Origin of the sequence: Herminiimonas glaciei (assembly GCF_042664955.1) — a bacterium.
Classification (GTDB): Bacteria; Pseudomonadota; Gammaproteobacteria; order Burkholderiales; family Burkholderiaceae_D; genus Oxalicibacterium; species Oxalicibacterium glaciei.
In genome coordinates this window covers 930,628-950,572 of sequence record NZ_JBHTBU010000002.1, presented here as the reverse complement: position 1 = coordinate 950,572, position 19,945 = coordinate 930,628, and the positions used below count along the sequence as shown (strand labels likewise).

The window sequence follows — 19,945 nt, the reverse complement described above, 5'->3', positions numbered from 1 at the left end:
TTCCTTAAAGATTATGCAGTTTCCAGTTGATAGTTCTCACGCGGTGTGACAACTAGCAACTGCTAACTGCGGGTTAATACAAAATTAAATACAGCAACAAATATTAAAAATTACCTAAAAACCATTCCTTCATGCGACGGAAAATTGCTACCGTCGAACCATCTTGACGCGTGACGATGTGTCCACGCAGGTACTGCTTTTTCGCTTCCAACAACAAACCCAATACGGTTGCATACCGCGGACTACGGACTACATCTGCCAACTGGCCGTTGTATTCGGGCGTACCCAAACGCGCAGGCTTTAAGAAAATATCTTCTGCCAGTTCCACCATGCCCGGCATCATCGCGGTGCCGCCGGTGAGGACGATGCCGGATGACAGCACTTCTTCGTAACCGGACTCGCGCACCACCTGATGCACCAGCGAAAACAATTCTTCGATACGCGGTTCGATCACAGCCGCCAAGGCCTGGCGCGACAGGGCGCGGGTACCGCGATCTCCGAGGCCAGGCACTTCCAGCGTTTCGCCCGGATCAGCCAATACCTGCTTGGCCATGCCGTAACGCAATTTGATTTCTTCCGCTTCTGCCGTCGGGGTCCGTACTGCCATCGCGATATCGTTGGTGATCTGGTCGCCGGCAATCGGGATCACCGCGGTATGACGGATCGCACCTTCGGTGAAGATCGCAACATCGGTCGTGCCGCCACCGATATCAATCAGCACCACACCCAGTTCCTTTTCATCAGCCGTCAACACCGCTTCAGCGGAAGCCATCGGCTGCAGAATCAGGTCGGACACTTCCAGGCCACAACGACGGATGCACTTGACGATGTTTTGTACTGCGGAAACCGCACCGGTCACGATGTGAACTTTCACCTCAAGTCGGATACCGCTCATGCCGATTGGTTCACGCACATCTTCCTGATTATCGACAATGAATTCCTGCGGCACGGTGTGCAGCAATTGCTGATCGGTCGGAATATTCACGGCTTTCGCGGTTTCGATCACGCGCGCAACATCGGTTGCCGTGACTTCCTTATCCTTGATCGCCACCATGCCACTGGAATTGAAGCTGCGGATATGGCTACCGGCGATGCCGGTATACACATTGCGGATCTTGCAGTCCGCCATCAATTCCGCTTCTTCCAGCGCGCGCTGTATCGACTCGACGGTCGCTTCGATATTAACGACGACCCCCTTCTTCAACCCCTTGGATTCATGCTGCCCCAGACCGATCACTTCGTGCCGACCGTTGGGCATTACTTCCGCCACTACAGCCACCACTTTCGAGGTGCCGATGTCGAGACCGACGATCAGGTTTTTTGCGTCTTTTGTCATATATTCCCGCTTACTTTTTCTTACTGTCCGATCCGACCTTCAAGCCCTGCGCCTTCAGGGCCAATCCGTTCGGATAACGCATATCAATACTTTCTATCCTGTCCTGCAAACGTGCGAGCAATTGCGGATATATCCCCACTAATCGATCCACGCGTTCCTTCAAAGTCGTATTGCTTTTTTCCCTGCCCAACTCCACCGTCACACCATTACTCAGCTTCAGGGTCCACGCATAACGCCCCGACAGCGACAGGGCTTCAGTACTTAAATTCAAGGGGGCGAACCACTCATTCAAATCATTCAGGCGCGCCACCACTTCCTTCTCACTACCCACCGGACCGTTGAAGGCCAGCAAATTCGCATCTTCTTCCGCCTCGGCCAGGTTGGCAGTAAATACATCGCCCTTGGTCGACAGCAAGCGGCCATCTTCACCCCAGGTGCCGAGCGGCGTGTGTTCTTCCAGCGTCACCGTCAACTGATTCGGCCAATCGCGGCGCACCGTTGCCTTGCGTACCCAGGGCACCGATTCAAATGTCTGGCGCACCGTATCCAGGTTCGCAGTGAAGAAATTACCTTTGATACGTGCCAGCACTGCGCTACGTACCGTCAATGGATTGATGTGACGCAACTGCGCCTGCTCCGCCCCTTCGATGCGTATCACCTTCAGGGTGAAGTAAGGCCGCTGCGCAATCCACCACAGGCAGCAAGAAACCAGTGCTAGCGCAACCAGGCCGAACAGGGCATTGGCGGTTGCGTTCAGGGTTCTGATGTCTTGCCACATAGCGTTATCTATCGTTCCGTATCAATTACTTGTGTTGCACTGGTTTCAGGCCCAGCTTGGCCATACGCAAAATTTCCACGCACAAATCTTCATAAGCAGTACCCGCCACCTTGGCCGACATCGGCACCAGCGAGTGACCGGTCATACCCGGCGAAGTATTAATCTCCAGCAGGAACGGTTCGTTATCCGATTCACGCACCAGGAAATCAACCCGTGCCCAACCGGTGCAACCCACCGCATTGAATGCACTGACCGCCAATGCCTGCACCCGCTTGGTAAACGCTGCATCAAACGGCGCCGGACACAGATACTGGGTATCATCACTGAAATACTTGTGCTCGTAATCGTAGTTACCCTGCGGCGCGATGATTTCCACTATCGGCAGCGCGCGCGCATTGCGACCACTGCCCAGCACTGGCACGGTCAACTCACGTCCTTTGACGAACTGCTCAACCAGCACCACGTCATCATATTTGGCGCACAAATCAAAACCGGCCTGCATGCCTGCCGCCGTTTCAACCTTGGCGATACCTATGGTCGAACCTTCATGCGGCGCCTTCAGCATCAACGGCATACCGAACTCCGCCGCGATCGCCTGCAACTGCTCTGCAGTCGTTGTTTCCACTTCCAGTGCGGTGAACTTCGGCGTAGGCACGCCATGGCTCAGGCACACACGCTTGGTGATGACTTTATCCATCGCAATGGCCGATGCCATCACACCTGGTCCGGTGTACGGAATACCCAGCTGTTCCAGCGCACCCTGCAGGCTGCCGTCTTCGCCAAAACGACCATGCAAGGCGATAAAAACGCGATCAAATTTTTCAGCAGCCAATTCCGCCAGGCTGCGTTCAGCCGGATCAAACGGATGCGCGTCTATGCCTTTCGACAGCAAGGCTGCCAATACACCCTTGCCCGACATCAGCGATACTTCGCGCTCGGCAGACCTACCGCCAAACAGTACGCCGACCTTGCCAAATTCCTTTTTCATTTGCTCTGTAGTCATTGTCGTCTTCACTCAGGCCTGTACCAGCTTGGCCGGTACGCCACTAATCGATCCTGCACCCATCGTGATCACCACATCACCATCCTTGATAATGTTCATGATGGTGGCCGGCATATCGGCAATTTTTTCCACGAACACCGGATCCACCTTGCCGGCCACACGCAGCGCATGCGCCAGCGTGCGTCCGTCAGCGGCCACGATAGGCTGCTCACCGGCTGCATACACTTCCGCCAGCACCAGCATGTCGGTGGTCGACAAGACCTTGACGAAATCCTCGAACAAATCACGGGTACGTGTATAACGATGCGGCTGGAATGCCAGCACCAGGCGACGGCCCGGATACGCACCGCGTGCGGCAGCGATAGTCGCTGCAGTTTCCACCGGGTGATGGCCGTAATCATCCACCAGAGCAAACGTACCAGCAGGCTTGTCGTTGACAGCAGGCAGGCTTATTTCTCCATAGCGTGTGAAGCGGCGTCCGACGCCATTAAATTCGGTCAGCGCTTTTTGCGTCGCATGGTCGGCCACACCCAGTTCGCGTGCAATCGCAATCGCGGCACAGGCGTTCTGTACGTTATGCATGCCAGGCTGATTCAGGCTGACTTGCATTGGCGCATAACCTTCCTGCAGCACGGTGAAATGCATATGGCCGTCTATCGCCTTGGCGTCGATGGCGCGTACCTGCGCATCTTCATGGAAGCCATAAGTCGTAATCAGCTTGGAAATGCGCGGCATGATTTCACGCACGGTCGCGTCATCGATACACAACACCGCCACGCCGTAGAATGGCAAACGCTGGGTGAATTCGACGAAAGCCTGTTTCAGCTTTTCGAAATCATGGCCATAGGTTTCCATATGATCGGCATCGATATTCGTGATGACTTCGATCACTGGCGACAGGTTCAGGAAGGAGGCATCCGACTCATCGGCTTCAGCCACGATGAATTCACCGGTACCAAGCTTGGCATTCGCACCTGCGCTATTGAGCAAGCCACCGATCACAAAAGTCGGATCCAGCCCGCCTTCGGCCAACACACTGGCAACCAGGCTGGTGGTCGTCGTCTTGCCATGCGTACCGGCAATCGCAATACCACGACGCAAACGCATCAGTTCGGCCAGCATCACCGCGCGCGGCACGATAGGAATGTGCTTTTCGCGCGCAGCAATGACTTCCGGATTGTCTTCCTTGACCGCAGTCGAAGTGACGATTGCATCGGCTTTTTCAATATTCTCTGCCGCATGGCCCAAAGTCACTTTGGCGCCCAGTTCGATCAAGCGACGGGTCGCGGCATTGCTGCCCAGGTCGGAACCGGACACCGTATAGCCGAGGTTCAGCAGCACTTCAGCGATACCGCTCATACCGCTGCCGCCGATGCCTACGAAATGAATATTTTTGACTTTGTGCTTCATGTGATCTTCACTAACTTTTCAAGTACATCGGCGATAGCGGCATTCGCATCGCGGCGACCGTTGGCATACGCCGCCTCGGCCATTTGCTTGCATTTTTCGCGCGTCATGCCTTGCAACAGTTCTGCCAAACCCTGCGCGCTTAATTCACTTTGCGGCAGATGGATCGCCGCATTTTGTTTTTCCATCCACAACGCGTTATCGCGTTGATGGGTCGTGGTCGATACCAGCAATGGCACCAGCACACTGGCCACACCTGCGGCAGTCAGTTCCGACACCGTGATCGCACCGGCACGGCAAATCACCAGGTCGGCTTCTGCATAACGTCGCGGCATGTCATCGATAAAATCGAGGACTTCAGCATCGACTCCTGCTTGCGCATAATTGGCGCGCAAAGCATCTATATTCTTCTTGCCCGACTGATGCGTAACCACTGGTCGCTGTCCGGCTGGCAACATCGCCAAAGCCAAAGGCATCGCATCGTTCAGCGCTTTTGCACCCAGGCTGCCACCGACTACTAAAACCTTTAAAGGACCGTTGTGCTGTGCATAGCGCTCAGTCGGCGTCGGCAGTGAAATAATTTCCTGACGCACCGGATTGCCGGTCACCAATGCCTTGCTCGCAGCAGGACCAAAATCTGCCGGAAAGCCGAACAACACGCGCTCGGCAACCGGCATCAAGGTCTTGTTCGATAACAGCAAAGCGGCATCCGCATTCACCAATACCACCGGCACACCACGCAGCTTGGCCATCCAGCCACCGGGCACCGTCACATAACCGCCCATGCCAAGCACGATGCCGGGATTGCGACGCTTCAGGATGGAGAAGCAAGTCGCAAAACTCGCTACCAACTTGAACGCACCGGTAATCGTGTGACGCAAACCTTTACCACGCAGGCCGCTGAACTCGATGGTGTCCATCTCAACACCGGCTTTAGGCACCAGCTCACGCTCCATACCATGCGAGGTGCCGAGCCAGCTCACTTGCCAGCCGCGCGCCTTCATCGTTTCGGCAATCGCGAGGCCCGGGAAAATATGTCCGCCGGTGCCGGCCGCCATGATCACTAGTCGCTTCATATGCGACCTCCCCGCATCAGGACGCGGTTCTCGTAATCGATACGCAGCAGGATCGCCAGGCCTATACAGTTAATCAGTACACCCGAGCCGCCATAGCTCATCAAAGGCAGGGTCAGGCCCTTGGTCGGCAGCAAACCGAGGTTCACACCCATATTGATGAACGCTTGCACGCCTATCCAGATGCCTATCCCCTTCGCCGTCAAACCGGCAAAGGTCAAATCAATCGCAATCGCCTGGCGGCCGATTTCAAATGCGCGCTTGATGATCCAGTAGAACAGCGCCACCACTACCAGGACGCCGACGAAACCAAGTTCTTCACCGATCACCGCCAGCAAAAAGTCGGTATGCGCTTCCGGCAGGTAATGCAGTTTTTCCACACTGCCACCGAGGCCGACACCAAACAATTCACCGCGACCGAAAGCAATCAGCGAATGCGATAACTGATAAGCCTTGCCCAATGCGTTTTCTTCTTCCCACGGATTCAGGTAAGCAAATATTCGTTCACGTCGCCACGGTGACAAGATAATCACCATGCTGAAAATACCGACCAGCGTCGCGCCTATGCCACCGAACCAGATGCCGTTAATGCCGCCGAGGAACAGGATGCCCATCGCGATACACACGATCACGCCGAAGGCACCCAGGTCCGGCTCCAGCAGCAGGAGCAAACCTACGAAGCCGATAGCCAGTGTCATCGGCATAAAGCCCTTGGTCAGCTTATGCATGTATTGCTGCTTGCGCACCGTGTAATCAGCTGCATACAAGACCACAAACAACTTCATCAATTCGGATGGCTGCAAGTTGAAAACCTTGAACGACAACCAGCGACGCGCACCATTCACGCCTTTACCAACGCCCGGCACCAATACCAGCACCAGCAAAATCAGCGTCGCCACAAACAGGTAAGGCGCCAGCTTTTGCCAGGTTTCGATGCGCACACGGAAGGCCAGCAAACCGGCAAACAGCGAAACGCTGATGAACATCGCCTGACGCGTCAGGAAATGTGCATTGTCGTAACGTGCATACTTCGGCGAATCCGGCAGTGAAATCGAAGCCGAGTACACCATCACCATGCCAAACAGCATCAGCAGCAAGACTACCCAAACCAAAGGCTGGTCATAGGCCATCATCTTCGAACGCTGGTCGAGACTGGTCACGGCTTTTTTAGCCGAAGCGCCGGAGAATGATGGGAAGGCGAATTTCATGCAGAGACCTCGCCACGCGACAAACCAATTTCACGTACTTCATCGATAAAAACCTGTGCACGATGTGCATAGTTTTTGAACATATCGAGGCTGGCACAAGCCGGCGACAACAAGACCGCATCGCCCGGCTGCGCCAGTTCCGCTGCTTTTTGCGTTGCCTCTTCCAGCGTCGCGCAATTGATCATGTCCACACCCGTCGCCTGCAAGGCGGCGCGTATATTGTCAGCATCCTTGCCGATCAGGATCACGGCGCGCGCATATTTGGCAACCGGATCGGCCAATGGCGAGAAATCCTGCCCCTTGCCATCACCACCGGCAATCAGCACCAAATGATTGGAAGCGCCATCCTGGCTCGCACCCAAACCATTCAATGCCGCTACCGTAGCGCCGACATTGGTACCCTTGCTATCGTCGTAGTAATCAACGCCACCTATCGTCATCACATGTTCGACGCGGTGCGGTTCGCCGTGGTAATCGCGCAAGCCATGCAACAACTGCGCAAACGGCAAACCGATAGCACGGCACAAGGCCAGCGCCGACAGGGCATTGATTGCATTGTGTTGGCCGCGTATCTTGAGCGCATCGACCGGCATCAGTTTATTGGTCGAGACTGCGAGTTCGATGTTGTCTTTCTTGCGGCGTTTCTTCTGCGGTTCTTCTTCCTCTACCGCTACCGACAACCAGCGCATGCCGTTTTCATCGACCAGGCCAAAGCAATCCGCCTGTTCCGCTTCATCGGCGCCGAAGGTGATGACCTTGCTTAATGGGCTCGCCATTTGCATGACCATTGCATCGTCGCGATTCAGCACGCGTATGGTATTGGCGCCAAAGATGCGGGCTTTATCATCTGCATATGCCGCCATATCGCCGTGCCAGTCGAGGTGATCCTGTGTCAGGTTCAGTACGGTGGCGACATCGGCTTGCAAGCTGTAAGTCGTATGCAGCTGGAAGCTGGACAATTCAAGCACCCAGACTTGCGGCAACTGATCATCGTTCAATACCTGATGCAATTTATCCAGCGCGGCCGGGCTGATATTGCCCGCCACCTGCACTGTCAAACCTGCACGTTGGCATAACAAGCCGACCAGGCTCGTGACTGTGGTTTTGCCATTGGTACCGGTGATCGCGATGACTTTCGGCGCGTAGGCTTTCTCTTCTTTCAAGGCTGCCAGTGCCTGTGCGAACAATTCAATTTCACCCCAGACCGGGATTTCTTTTTCTGCCGCGGCAGGAATAATCGCCGCCAATTCGCGCGCCGGCATCAGCCCCGGGCTGACCGCCACGAAGTCGACACCATCCAGCAAGGCGGCGTCGAAAGGACCACCGATAAATTCGACTTGCGGTGCGATCCCGCGCAACTGCGGCAAGCGATCCGGTTGCTCACGCGTATCGGCAACACGCAAGGACGCGCCGCAATGGACCAGCCATTGCGCCATCGCCAGCCCGGATTCACCGAGCCCTAAAACCAGAACGTGTTTACCAGCGTAATTCATTAGCGTAATTTCAAAGTAGACAAACCAAACAACACCAGCATCATCGTGATGATCCAGAAACGCACCACGACTTGTGTTTCTTTCCAGCCTTTTTGTTCAAAGTGATGGTGCAAAGGCGCCATCAATAGGATCCGCTTGCCGATCCCGGTGCGCATCTTGGTGTATTTGAAGTAAGCAACCTGCAACATGACGGACAGGGTTTCGACCACGAAGATGCCGCCCATGATGAAAAGCACGACTTCCTGGCGCACGATGACCGCGATCGTGCCGAGCGCGCCGCCAAGTGCCAGTGCACCCACGTCGCCCATGAAGACTTGCGCCGGATGTGCGTTGAACCAGAGGAAAGCCAGGCCGGCACCCGCCATCGCACCGCAGAAAATAATCAATTCGCCGGCACCCGGGATGTGCGGGATAAACAGGTATTTCGAATAGTTGGCGCTACCGGTCAGGTAAGCGAACAGGCCAAGCGCCGTACCGACCATCACGGTCGGCATGATCGCCAGGCCGTCGAGGCCGTCAGTCAGGTTGACCGCATTGCTGGTACCGACGATGACGAAGTAAGTCAGTGCGATAAAGCCCCACACACCAAGCGGATAGCTGATGGTTTTAAAGAAAGGAACGATCAGATCGGCCTTCGGCGGCAAGTCCATGCTGAAGCCGGATTGCACCCACGCGACAAACAAATCGAGGAATTGCGAATTGCTCGGCGCGGACACCGAAAAAGCCAGATAGATAGCGGCAAACAAACCAATAATGGATTGCCACATGTATTTTTCGCGCGAGGCCATGCCCTTAGGATCTTTATAGACCACCTTGCGGTAATCATCGACCCAGCCGATTGCGCCAAAACCGAGGGTGACTATCAATACCACCCAGATAAAACGATTGCTGAGGTCGGTCCACAACAAAGTCGAGATACCGATGGAGACCAGGATCAGCACACCACCCATGGTAGGCGTGCCGCTTTTAATCAAATGTGTTTGCGGGCCATCGGTACGTACCGCTTGTCCGACTTTCAGGCGCGTCAGCATGCGGATCACGGCCGGCCCCGTGACCAGGCCGATTACCAGCGCGGTCAGGGTCGCGAACACCGCGCGGAAAGTAATGAAATTAAAGACCCGCAGTGGCCCTAGTTCGTCTTGAAAATATTGTGCCAGCCAGAGCAGCATATTAATGGGCTTCCTGAGTTTGTTGACCAAGTAAGTGCTGGACCACGCGTTCCATCTTCATGAAACGCGATCCCTTAACCAGCACCGTTGCATCCGCCGTAAAGATTGCGGCCAATGCATTATTTAATTCTTCTACGCTGTCGTAGTGTTTTGCACCGACGCCAAAGGCGCTGGCCGCATAGCGCGTCAAGTCACCCAGTGTCAGTACATGTTCAATATTTTTTGCACGCGCATATGCGCCAATTTCTTCATGGTATTGACGCCCGTCATTACCGACTTCGCCCATCTCACCCAGCACCAGGATGCGCGGCGCCGACATTTGCGCCAGCACATCTATCGCCGCCCGCACCGAATCGGGATTGGCGTTATAGGTATCGTCGATTACCAGCGCGCCATTGGCGGCGAGTTTGCGTTGCAGGCGTCCGCTGACCGGGGCAAATGCCTGCAGGCCGCGCGCGATGGCATCGGTAGCAATACCGATAGCCAGCGTGCAGGCAATCGCTGCCAGGGCATTGCGCACGTTATGGACGCCGGCGGCTGACAAAGCCACCGTGAATTGCTGGCGGCCCGCTGTAATTTCCATATCGCTGCCAAAAGCATTCGCGCTGTAGCTGCAACGCACATCCGCATCATCGGAGAAACCGAAAGTCAGCACCTTGCGTTGCACTGCCAGCTCGCGCCACAAAGGCGTGAATTCATCGTCAGCCGGGAAGACTGCAATGCCATCGACCGGCAAACCCGCGAGTACCGCACCGTTTTCCTGCGCGACCGCTTCCACGCTGGCCATGAATTCCTGGTGTTCGCGCTGTGCGTTATTCACCAGGCCTACAGTCGGCTCTGCAATCGCAGACAAAACAGCTATCTCACCCGGATGATTCATACCCAGTTCGATCACTGCTGCCTTGCAAGTCTTTTGCAGCCGCATCAGGGTCAAAGGCACGCCGATATCGTTATTGAAGTTGCCGCGTGTCGCCAGATAGTTATCAACACCGCACGCCGCTTCCAGGATCGCCGCGATCATTTCCTTGACCGTGGTCTTGCCATTGCTGCCGGTCACGCCTATCAAAGGCATCTTGAATTGCCGGCGCCAGTAATGCGCAATCTGTCCCAGCGCGACACGGGTGTCCGGCACGATCAGTGCAGGTACTGTCAAACCGTCCGGCACAGTTTCCGCAACCACCGCTGCCACCTTGCGGTCCGCCACTTGTGGCAGGAAATCATGTGCATCGAAACGTTCACCGCGCAAAGCGACGAACAGATTGCCGGCGCCTACTGTGCGGCTGTCGGTCGAAACGCCGTCAAACGACGCATCTGCCGTCATGCGCGCACCATTCAGTGCGGATTGGAGTATGGCTAATGTAGAGTTCATCAGCTCGCCCCCTGCATGACACGTGTCGACAAGGCCAGGGCCGCATGATCGGCATCGAGGAAAGGCAGCTTGCGCCCTTTTACTTCCTGATAGGCTTCATGTCCCTTACCAGCCAGCAAGATCACATCCTGGCGCGCCGCATGGCGACCCGCCCACAGGATCGCGCTGGCGCGGTCTTCTATGATTTGCGGCGCATTCTTCGGCGCAGTAATACCGGCGACGATATCGCCGATGATGTTGGCCGGTTCTTCATTACGCGGATTATCAGTCGTCACCACGATATGGTCGGCCGCCATCGACACCTTGCCCATTTGCGGACGCTTGCCCGGATCCCGATCACCACCGCAACCGAATACACACCACAACTCGCCACCGCGATCATTTGCGACGCTGCGCAAGGTAGCGAGCGTTTTTTCCAGTGCATCCGGGGTGTGGGCGTAATCGATCACGACCAGCGGTGCCTCACCGCCACCGAGTTGCTGCATGCGTCCCGGTACTGCGGTCAATGCTTCGATGGCATGCACTGCATCCGGCAATGCAACGCCTTTTGCCAGCAGAATGCCGATGATGCCGAGTACATTGCTGACGTTGAACTGGCCAACCAATTGGGTTTTTACATGCGCACTGCCAGCTACTGATTCGAGCTGGAACACGGTGCCGCTCTGGTTGCTGCGGATATCCGTCGCGCGCAAAACTGCGATGCCATCTATTTTTTTATCGGACAAGGTATAGCCGGTGATGCCCACATCAGCCTGCCTGCTTTGCAAACGCTGCACCAGGCGCACACCCATCGCATCATCCAGGTTGATGACTGCGTGTCGTAGTCCCGGCCAGTCGAACAACATGGCCTTGGCTTCTTCATAAGCCGCCATATCACCGTGGTAATCCAGGTGATCACGCGTGAAGTTGGTAAACAAGGCCATATCAAAATGCATGCCGGACAGGCGTCCCTGATGCAAACCGATAGACGATGCTTCAATTGCCAGCGCCGTTGCGCCCAGATTGCTTACATTAAGCAGCGAACGTTGCAGCAATACGGCATCCGGCGTGGTGTAACCGGTGACGTCGAAACTACCGTGGCCGCCATTGGTAAAAATGCCGACACCGAGCGTGCCGATCACTGCAGTCGGCTGGCCCAGGCGCGACAGGACGCTGCCCAGCCATTGCGCGCATGAAGTCTTGCCATTGGTACCGGTGATTGCAACCGTGAACATCGAACGGTCAGGATGGGCGTAATAAGCAGCGGCAATTTCACCCGCATGTTCTTTCAAATCATCTATCGCCAGATGCGCGACATCCCACTCCGCATCCCAGGTGCAGCCGGCAGCCTCATAGATAACCGCTTGCGCGCCACGCTCAATGGCGTTCGCAATATAGCTGCGGCCATCTGCTTCATCGCCGGGATAGGCGACGAAGACATCGCCCTGCGCGATGCGACGGGAATCGGAGGCAAGCTCGGCCTTGGGTGCGTTAGCAGCCAGCCAGTCAAGTATGCTTGCGAGAGCGGTCGTCGTCAGGATGGACATTACATGTTCTCCTGTTCCGAGCCGGCCGGGATGATGATATTGGTGACGCTTGAATCCGGTGCCACGTTCATCGAGCGCAAGGCATTTGCCGTCACCGTGGCGAATACCGGTGCCGCCACCTGGCCGCCATAATGCTTGCCGGCGCCCGGCTCATCGATCATCACCGCGATAATGATGCGCGGATCGGAAACCGGTGCAAAGCCAACGAAAGAAGAAACGTACTTCTTAACATACTGGCCTTTTTCAATCTTGTAAGCGGTACCGGTTTTGCCGGCGACGCGGTATCCAGGGACCTGTGCACGCGGCGCAGAGCCGGTAGGACCTGCCGCCATCTCCAGCATGCCGCGCATTTGACGCGCTGTTTTCGCGCTGAAGATGCGTTCGCCGATAGGCTGGTCAGTCGTGCGCTGGAAAGTAATCGGTATCAGGTCGCCGTCACGCGCAAAAACTGTATACGCATGCACCATTTGCAACAAAGACACGGATATACCGTGCCCATAACTCATGGTTGCCTGTTCGATCGGACGCCAGGATTTGTAAGGCCTGACCCGTCCTGCTACTGCACCAGGGAAATTGATTTTCGGCTGCTGGCCGAAACCGACACTGGTAAACAAATCCCACATTTCATGTGGTTCCATTTGCAGTGCAATTTTTGCGGTACCGATATTCGATGATTTTTCAATCACCTGCGAAACCGACAGTAAACCAGACGCATGCGCATCGCCGATGGTGGCGGTACCGATCGTCATTTTGCCGGGCGCGGTCTGGATCATCGTATTCGGTGTCACGCGATTGGTTTCCAATCCCAGCGCAACCGAAAACGGTTTCATGGTCGAACCCGGTTCGAAGGTATCGGTAATCACGCGATTGCGCAGTTGCGCGCCGGTCAGTACCGAACGGTTGTTCGGGTTATAAGTCGGCAGGTTCGCCAACGCCAGTACTTCACCGGTTTTTGCATCCATCACCACGATGCCGCCGGCTTTTGCCTTGTTCACTTCGACCGCTTCTTTCAAAGCCGAAAAAGCGATGTACTGGATCTTGCTGTCTATCGACAAAGCCAGGTCCTTGCCATCGTGCGGCTCACGTACCGATTCGATATCCTCGACGATACGGCCAAGACGGTCCTTGATGACACGGCGGCTACCGGTCACGCCGACCAGGTTTTTTTGGTAAGCCAGTTCCATACCTTCCTGGCCCTTGTCTTCGACGTTGGTGAAGCCGACGATGTGCGCCATCACTTCACCTTCAGGGTAATAGCGCTTGTATTCCTTGCGGGTATCGATACCGGCGATACCGAGTTTGAGGATTTTATCCACGGTATCGAGTTCGACCTGGCGTTTGAGGTAAACGAAGGTGCGATCCGAATCCAGTTTGCGACGCAATTCACGCTCTGGCATATCCAGCAACTTGGCCAGGGCCTGCAACTTTTCCGGTGGCGATTCCAATACATCTTCCGGGATTGCCCACACTGCGCGCACCGGCACCGACGACGCCAGTACCTGGCCGTTGCGATCAGTAATCTTGCCGCGTGTGGCCGGCAATTCCAGCGTACGGGCATAACGCGAAGCGCCCTGCTTTTGCAGGAACTCGGTCGACATGCCCTGCAACCATAAGGCGCGTCCGGCCAGTGTCAGGAAGGCGGCAAAAATCAGGAATAGCACGACACGCGAACGCCAGGCCGGCAACTTGGTTGCCAGTACCGGGTTCGACGAAAAAGGCACGCCCTTGGATGCGGCGGTGCGTGACGTGCTGCGTGTCATTTGGCTCCCATCGTCAGGTACTGCGTGCTGGCCGGCGAAACCGGGACCATGCGCAAATCGCGGCGCGCATTGCCTTCGATGCGCGCATGTTTGCCGAGCGTGGATTGATCGAGCTGCAATTGCGCCCATTCGATATCGAGCTGGCGTGCCTGCGCTTGCGCGCGTTCGAGCTCGATGAAAAGGCGACGGAATTGGTAATGCGCGTTAACAACCGACAGCGCGCAGGCGACCAGGATGACACTGAGAATGAAACAGATGCGGCCGCTCATTGCGCTACCCTGGCGGCAGGCTGCAGGCGTTCAGCCACCCGCATCACGGCGGAACGCGCGCGCGGGTTTTCACTGATTTCTGCAGCGGATGGTTTTACGCGGGACAACAGCTTCATTTCTGGTTGCGGCAAATCGATGGCACGAATCGGGAGGCGACGGTCTGGCTGCGGCACATTGGCTTTGCCGGCCATGAACTGCTTGACGATGCGATCTTCCAAAGAATGAAAGCTGATCACAACCAATCTCCCATGCGGGGCCAGGTACCGATATGCCTCGTTCAACACTACTTCGAGTTCTTCAAGCTCCTGATTGATGAAAATCCGGATAGCCTGAAAGGTGCGAGTGGCCGGGTCTTTGCCTTTCTCGCGGGTTTTAACGGTGCGTGCCACGATCTCGGCAAGCTGTCGTGTGCTTGAAATTGGTTCGACTGCCCTGCGAGCAACAATCGCCTTTGCAATCTGAAAAGCAAACCGTTCTTCCCCATATTCTCGTATCACTTTCTCGATTTTTTGTTCAGTTTCCGTCGCCAGCCACTCGGCTGCCGACATGCCGCGCGTTGTATCCATACGCATATCGAGCGGCCCGTCTGCGCGAAAACTGAAACCACGCGTCGCATCGTCAACTTGCGGTGACGAAATCCCCAGGTCCAGCAATACCCCATCCACCTGCTTGATACCGCGTACTGCCAATGCTTCACTCAAGGTTGCAAAACTGTCGTGCGCAATCTCAAAACGCTGGTCATCTATCGTCGCGGCATTGGCGATGGCCTGCGTGTCCTTGTCAAAGGCCAGCAAACGACCACCACTACCGAGTTGCTGCAAAATCTTGCGGCTATGCCCGCCACGCCCGAAGGTGCCGTCGACGTATACGCCGTTGGCGCGTACACCACCGAGCGCCAGCGCATCGACCGCCTCATCCAGCAACACCGTACGGTGCTGGTATTGCTGCACCGCATCTGCATTCATCACGGCGTCAGAAAGAAAAATCGTTTAGTACATCCGGCATGCCATTGGCCACTGCCGCCGCTTCGCTTTCCGCCAACTTCGCAGCATCCCAAATCTCGAAATGGCTACCCATCCCGAGCAACATCACGTCACGCGTCATGCCTACCGCCGAACGCAGTTCAGGCGCGATCAGGATGCGACCGGCGCCATCCATCTCTACGTCAGAAGCATTACCGAGGAAAATACGCTGCCAGGCGCGCGCCGACATAGGCCATGCCGCGATTTGCTCGCGATGGCTTTCCCAGACCGGGCGCGGGAAAAACAGCAGGCAGCCGTGCGGATGTTTGGTCAGGGTGACGCGCCCCTCGCACTGCAAAAGCAGTGCGTCACGATGCCGCGACGGAATAGTCATCCGGCCTTTGGCATCGAGATTGAGAGAAGACGCGCCTTGAAACACCCTGAAATCCTTTTTTTGTACGTTTTAGATGCTGAATCGGGCGATTTTTGTGTTTAAAAATACCCACAAATAAACACTTTTTCACACTGTCGCCCACTTTAGAGGATGCACCATTACCGGTCAAGCGATATTCAGGGGTAAAAACAAGAATTTTTTCAATGAAGTCAAGGACTTAGCGCATTACGTTGACGCAACATGTAAATGAAATATCTCTAAGAATTAAGCACTTATGATTGATAGTGAAAGTGGCACATCAGATAAACACATGTGTTTATCCAGGAAAATGCAGTGCAAGAAGGGGAAATTTCTGTAGGATTTTGATGCGTCTTGTCGTCAAGATCGCGGAAAAATCGGCTTAAAGTCGATTTCTTGGCGGATATCGGAAATTTCGGCGTCGCAAATTTCGATTGATATCAAAAGATTATGATGCAATGCAAAAACAAGCCTGTTTTATTAGTCATTTGCCATCATAAATGCCACTCAATTTAACAATTGAACGAATATTCAAAAACATCCGGATTTATTGCCTGTTGTACTGCGGTTGCGAACCACATTGTTGCGACGGATCGGGCACCGGTTTGCAGTAAAGGAAGGCTTCCGGCAGTACTACACCGCTCCGGTATTTCCCTTTGCGGCCGCGCACGATATAAGGCGCAAAGCATTCCTGGCTTTCGCGATACTCACGCTGCATGCGTTCGCAATCAAGTTTTTGCTGTGACAGGCCGTCACGTGAACCCATCACGGCTGCGCTAGGCGGGGCTTGAAGCGGCACCGGTTCCGCCCTTGCATCGCTGGCACGCTCAACGATCGCCTTTTCACGCGCCGCGCGCTCAGCCGCTTCCTGGCGCTGGCTGTCGGTTAATTCAGATGGATTGGTATCGACGCGACTTGCGGCATTCCGATACCGGTCAGGGACCTTGTCCGAAAACTGGGTACGGCCGTTTTCATCGACCCAGCGATAGATCTCGTCTGCGTACGCCGCGCTAGCCATGCAACAGCAAGCAATGAAGCTAAGGAATTTGTGTGCCATAAGTCGCCTTGTACGCTGACAGGTAATACTTTATAGCATGCCTGAAGTGCGCATGCCCGCGTCGCTTCAGCGCAGGAAGTGCCCGGTACCGAACAAACCGATGAGACCGATCACGATCAGGTACAAGGCCACAATGAAATTCAGCAAACGCGGCATCAGCAAAATCAGGATGCCGGCAATCAGGGCGAGCAGCGGTGCGAGTGTAATGTGCAGATTCAAGGCAAACTCCTATATATAAACCGTGAGGGTAAATTCTTGCGGCAGAAGCTTACCTTATCCGGTCGCTTTCTTTGGTCCATACCGCACCGAATCCGACAAATAAAAAAGCGCGCGAGCAATAAAGATCGCGCGCCATAACAACACCGCAAGGTGTCGCATCGGGATTTATTTATTTCGGCAGCAAGACCGTATCGATCACATTGATGACGCCGTTAGACTGATACACATCATAAGTACTGATGCTGGCAGTATTGCCGCTGTCATCCTTCACATTGATATTGTGTTTACCATTCATGACAAAGGTCAGTTTTGCGCCATTGGCGGTTGCCAGTTGTGCGCTGCCTTTGTTTTTCTTGATGGCTTTTTCGAGTGCGGCAAAGTCATATTTGCCGGGTACCACGTGATAAGTCAGGATTTTTGTCAGGCTTGCCTTGTTTTCCGGTTTAACCAGATTCTCTACCGTACCGGCAGGCAATTTGCCGAATGCGGCATTGGTTGGTGCGAATACGGTGAACGGGCCTTTCCCTTTCAGGGTATCAACCAGGCCTGCTGCTTTGACAGCAGCAACCAGGGTGGTGTGATCGGCCGAATTAACTGCGTTATCAACAATATCCTTGCTGGGCAGCATGCTTTGTCCACCTACCATCACGGCATCGGCAGCATAAGCGAATGAAACTGAAGCGAGTGAAGCAGACAGCAGCAAGGCATAAGAAAGTTTGCGCATGATCGTTTCCTTCCGGAGTGTGCAGGATTGCGTAGAGATATACGGCGCGCCGGCGCCGGCAGATTCAACTACTTGCATACGCCTATGCCTGCGGCAACTTATATGGCGACATGGCAATATCGGGAAGCGGCCAAAAAACGGCGCAAAAAAAACGGTGCGACTTTCATCGCACCGTTTGCATAGAAGTTGAAGCAAGCCGATAGGCCGGATTCTGTTACGACGCATGGGCGAACCCACGCGTTATGACAACCATTCCTCTAGGCCGTGAATTACTCCACGGCTCAAGCTTCCTACCCGCACGCTCCGCGAGCAACGTCAACGCGTGCCTATTTGGAATTGCTCCGAGTGGAGGTTACCGCGTTTCACCGTAACTTAATACGCTCGTCTCTGTGGCCCTATTCCTCGCCTCACGGCGGACGGCCGTTAACCGTCACCCTGCTCTATGGAGTCCGGACCTTCCTCCCGCCATCACCGAAATGACAGCCAGCGGTTGTCTTGGCTTACTTCAGGCGTCATTGTAGTCCAGCAGGCGGCGGGAAGCGCGAATAATGTTTTATCATGCGTTTGCGCGATAGAAATTCCACTGATTTCACCCTTACCCCGCACGCAGAGATACTACATGAAATTGTATGAAACGCTCGCCGCCGAACTCGCGCAATCCATACAGGATGGCGTCCTGCGTATAGGTGATCGCCTGCCCTCGGTGCGTCAGGCCAGCACCAGCCGCGCTGTCAGCCCTTCCACCGTATTCCAGGCCTACTATCTATTGGAGGCGCGCGGCCTGATACGGGCGCGTGAGCGTTCCGGCTACTACGTCGCCGGCGCTGCACAAAAGCTGCCACCGGAGCCGGAGCAGGCATCGCAACCGGATGAAGCCTCATCGCCGGTTGATATCAGCGAACGCGTGTTTGAAGTGCTGGAATCGGCCAAGATGCGCGAGCTCGTACCTTTCGGTTCCGCCTTCCCCAGTCCGCTGCTGTTCCCGATGGCACGGCTGGCACGGGCGATGGCATCCAGCGTCCAGCAGCTAGACCCGTGGAGTGCGGTCGATGACCTGACGCCGGGCAATCCGCAATTGCGCCGCCAGATTGCGCTGCGCTACCTGGCAGACGGCTTGCATATACATACGGATGAGATCGTCATCACCAATGGCGCGCTGGATGCGCTCAATCTCTGCCTGGCGGCAGTGACACGCCCGGGCGATGCGGTACTGGTCGAATCGCCAACCTTTTACGCCGCATTGCAGGCACTGGAACGCAACGGCCTGCACGCGATAGAAGTGCCGACCCACCCACGCGAAGGGATAGACCTTGGTGCACTGGCACGCGCGATTGAGCGTCACCAGCCGAAAGCCTGCTGGCTGATGACGACTTTCCAGAATCCACTCGGCAGCCTGATGCCGGATGAGAAAAAGCGTGATCTGGTCACCCTGTTGGCACAACACGAAATCCCGCTGATTGAAGATGATGTCTACGGCGAACTGTATTTCGGCGACAAACGCCCGATGCCGGCCAAAGCCTTCGACAGCAAAGGACTGGTCATGCACTGCTCGTCTTTCTCCAAATGCCTGGCGCCCGGCTATCGTGTCGGCTGGGCTGCGCCAGGACGCTTTACCCGTGCCGTCGCCCGCCACAAACTGACCACCACCCTGGCGGCATCGGCACCGGCGCAAGCCGCGCTCGCCACCTACCTGGAAAAGGGCGGCTACGACAAACACCTGCGCCAGTTACGCCACACACTGTCGGTGCAACAGACCCAATTTATGGAAGCCATCGCCCGCAGCTTCCCGGCCGGGACCCAGGCTACGCGCCCGAAAGGCGGCTACTTCCTGTGGCTGGAATTACCTGCCAAGGTGAATGCACTGGAACTACACCGGCAGGCGCTGGCACAAGGCATCAGCCTGGCACCGGGCCCGATTTTCTCTGCCCATCATGGCTTTACCAATTGCATACGCCTGAATTACGGCCATGTCTGGGACGCCCGCAGCGAGGCGGCACTCGCAAGCCTCGGGCAATTGGTACAAAAGATGGCCGGAACTTAGGCTGGATGCCACCCTTGCCTTTCTAACCATCACACAGCCTCTCCCACAGCGTTTTACCCAAACTGCTATGGTTTTTTACGCGCCTACTGATGCTAGGCAAAGCGGCCTTGTGCCCTTACCCTTGCAGTATCATGTAGAA

Annotated in this window: 18 protein-coding genes and 1 other RNA gene; 1 reads left to right on the top strand and 18 read right to left on the bottom strand. The window is 55.5% G+C overall.

The window, feature by feature from the left end; genetic code table 11:
- Nucleotides 1–103 precede the first annotated feature (103 nt).
- The 18 genes from ftsA to rnpB all read right to left on the bottom strand — a co-directional run bounded on the left by ftsA (nt 104) and on the right by rnpB (nt 18,272).
- Nucleotides 104–1,336, bottom strand: a complete 1,233-nt coding sequence (gene ftsA / locus ACFQPC_RS15430) for a cell division protein FtsA (RefSeq protein ID WP_012080860.1) — start codon at nt 1,334–1,336, stop codon at nt 104–106.
- 10 nt (nt 1,337–1,346) lie between these two features.
- Complete coding sequence (locus ACFQPC_RS15425) at nt 1,347–2,114, bottom strand: cell division protein FtsQ/DivIB (protein WP_382272741.1); 768 nt, start codon at nt 2,112–2,114, stop codon at nt 1,347–1,349.
- 25 nt (nt 2,115–2,139) lie between these two features.
- Complete coding sequence (locus tag ACFQPC_RS15420) at nt 2,140–3,102, bottom strand: D-alanine--D-alanine ligase (RefSeq protein ID WP_382272740.1); 963 nt, start codon at nt 3,100–3,102, stop codon at nt 2,140–2,142.
- A gap of 27 nt (nt 3,103–3,129) precedes the next feature.
- The gene (gene murC, locus ACFQPC_RS15415; RefSeq protein WP_382272739.1) at nt 3,130–4,527 is read right to left on the bottom strand and encodes a UDP-N-acetylmuramate--L-alanine ligase; all 1,398 of its coding nucleotides are present in this window, start codon (nt 4,525–4,527) and stop codon (nt 3,130–3,132) included.
- Nucleotides 4,524–5,600, bottom strand: a complete 1,077-nt coding sequence (gene murG / locus ACFQPC_RS15410) for an undecaprenyldiphospho-muramoylpentapeptide beta-N-acetylglucosaminyltransferase (protein WP_382272738.1) — start codon at nt 5,598–5,600, stop codon at nt 4,524–4,526. Before murG ends, murC begins: the two co-directional genes overlap by 4 nt.
- On the bottom strand, nt 5,597–6,805 hold the full coding sequence (gene ftsW, locus ACFQPC_RS15405; RefSeq protein WP_382272737.1) for a putative lipid II flippase FtsW: 1,209 nt from the start codon (nt 6,803–6,805) through the stop codon (nt 5,597–5,599). The genes murG and ftsW overlap by 4 nt, the downstream gene beginning before the upstream one ends.
- A complete protein-coding gene (gene murD, locus ACFQPC_RS15400) occupies nt 6,802–8,298 on the bottom strand; it encodes a UDP-N-acetylmuramoyl-L-alanine--D-glutamate ligase (RefSeq protein WP_382272736.1) in 1,497 nt (498 codons plus the stop codon). Before murD ends, ftsW begins: the two co-directional genes overlap by 4 nt.
- Nucleotides 8,298–9,467, bottom strand: a complete 1,170-nt coding sequence (mraY, locus tag ACFQPC_RS15395) for a phospho-N-acetylmuramoyl-pentapeptide-transferase (protein ID WP_382272735.1) — start codon at nt 9,465–9,467, stop codon at nt 8,298–8,300. The genes murD and mraY overlap by 1 nt, the downstream gene beginning before the upstream one ends.
- 1 nt (nt 9,468) lies before the next feature.
- Nucleotides 9,469–10,836 (bottom strand): UDP-N-acetylmuramoyl-tripeptide--D-alanyl-D-alanine ligase, encoded by a 1,368-nt coding sequence (locus ACFQPC_RS15390; RefSeq protein ID WP_382272734.1) that lies wholly within the window; start codon nt 10,834–10,836, stop codon nt 9,469–9,471.
- Nucleotides 10,836–12,362, bottom strand: a complete 1,527-nt coding sequence (locus ACFQPC_RS15385; RefSeq protein WP_382272733.1) for a UDP-N-acetylmuramoyl-L-alanyl-D-glutamate--2,6-diaminopimelate ligase — start codon at nt 12,360–12,362, stop codon at nt 10,836–10,838. The genes ACFQPC_RS15390 and ACFQPC_RS15385 overlap by 1 nt, the downstream gene beginning before the upstream one ends.
- A complete protein-coding gene (locus ACFQPC_RS15380; protein ID WP_382272732.1) occupies nt 12,362–14,122 on the bottom strand; it encodes a peptidoglycan D,D-transpeptidase FtsI family protein in 1,761 nt (586 codons plus the stop codon). The genes ACFQPC_RS15385 and ACFQPC_RS15380 overlap by 1 nt, the downstream gene beginning before the upstream one ends.
- Nucleotides 14,119–14,391, bottom strand: coding sequence for a cell division protein FtsL (ftsL, locus tag ACFQPC_RS15375; RefSeq protein WP_382272731.1), 273 nt, complete (start codon nt 14,389–14,391; stop codon nt 14,119–14,121). The genes ACFQPC_RS15380 and ftsL overlap by 4 nt, the downstream gene beginning before the upstream one ends.
- Complete coding sequence (gene rsmH / locus ACFQPC_RS15370; protein WP_382272730.1) at nt 14,388–15,356, bottom strand: 16S rRNA (cytosine(1402)-N(4))-methyltransferase RsmH; 969 nt, start codon at nt 15,354–15,356, stop codon at nt 14,388–14,390. Before rsmH ends, ftsL begins: the two co-directional genes overlap by 4 nt.
- A gap of 7 nt (nt 15,357–15,363) precedes the next feature.
- On the bottom strand, nt 15,364–15,792 hold the full coding sequence (gene mraZ / locus ACFQPC_RS15365; RefSeq protein ID WP_382272729.1) for a division/cell wall cluster transcriptional repressor MraZ: 429 nt from the start codon (nt 15,790–15,792) through the stop codon (nt 15,364–15,366).
- A 520-nt stretch (nt 15,793–16,312) separates the two neighbouring features.
- Entirely contained in the window at nt 16,313–16,783 is a 471-nt protein-coding gene (locus ACFQPC_RS15360; protein WP_382272728.1) for a DUF4124 domain-containing protein, read from the bottom strand.
- A gap of 105 nt (nt 16,784–16,888) precedes the next feature.
- Nucleotides 16,889–17,041 carry a DUF3096 domain-containing protein gene (locus tag ACFQPC_RS15355; RefSeq protein WP_382272727.1) on the bottom strand — a complete coding sequence of 51 codons (153 nt, stop codon included), beginning with the start codon at nt 17,039–17,041 and terminating at the stop codon, nt 16,889–16,891.
- A 169-nt stretch (nt 17,042–17,210) separates the two neighbouring features.
- Nucleotides 17,211–17,765 carry a fasciclin domain-containing protein gene (locus ACFQPC_RS15350; RefSeq protein WP_382272726.1) on the bottom strand — a complete coding sequence of 185 codons (555 nt, stop codon included), beginning with the start codon at nt 17,763–17,765 and terminating at the stop codon, nt 17,211–17,213.
- A gap of 184 nt (nt 17,766–17,949) precedes the next feature.
- Nucleotides 17,950–18,272: RNase P RNA component class A (gene rnpB / locus ACFQPC_RS15345), an RNA gene on the bottom strand.
- 112 nt (nt 18,273–18,384) lie between these two features.
- Here rnpB and ACFQPC_RS15340 point away from each other — a divergent pair.
- Nucleotides 18,385–19,806 (top strand): aminotransferase-like domain-containing protein, encoded by a 1,422-nt coding sequence (locus tag ACFQPC_RS15340; protein WP_382272725.1) that lies wholly within the window; start codon nt 18,385–18,387, stop codon nt 19,804–19,806.
- Nucleotides 19,807–19,945: the final 139 nt, after the last annotated feature.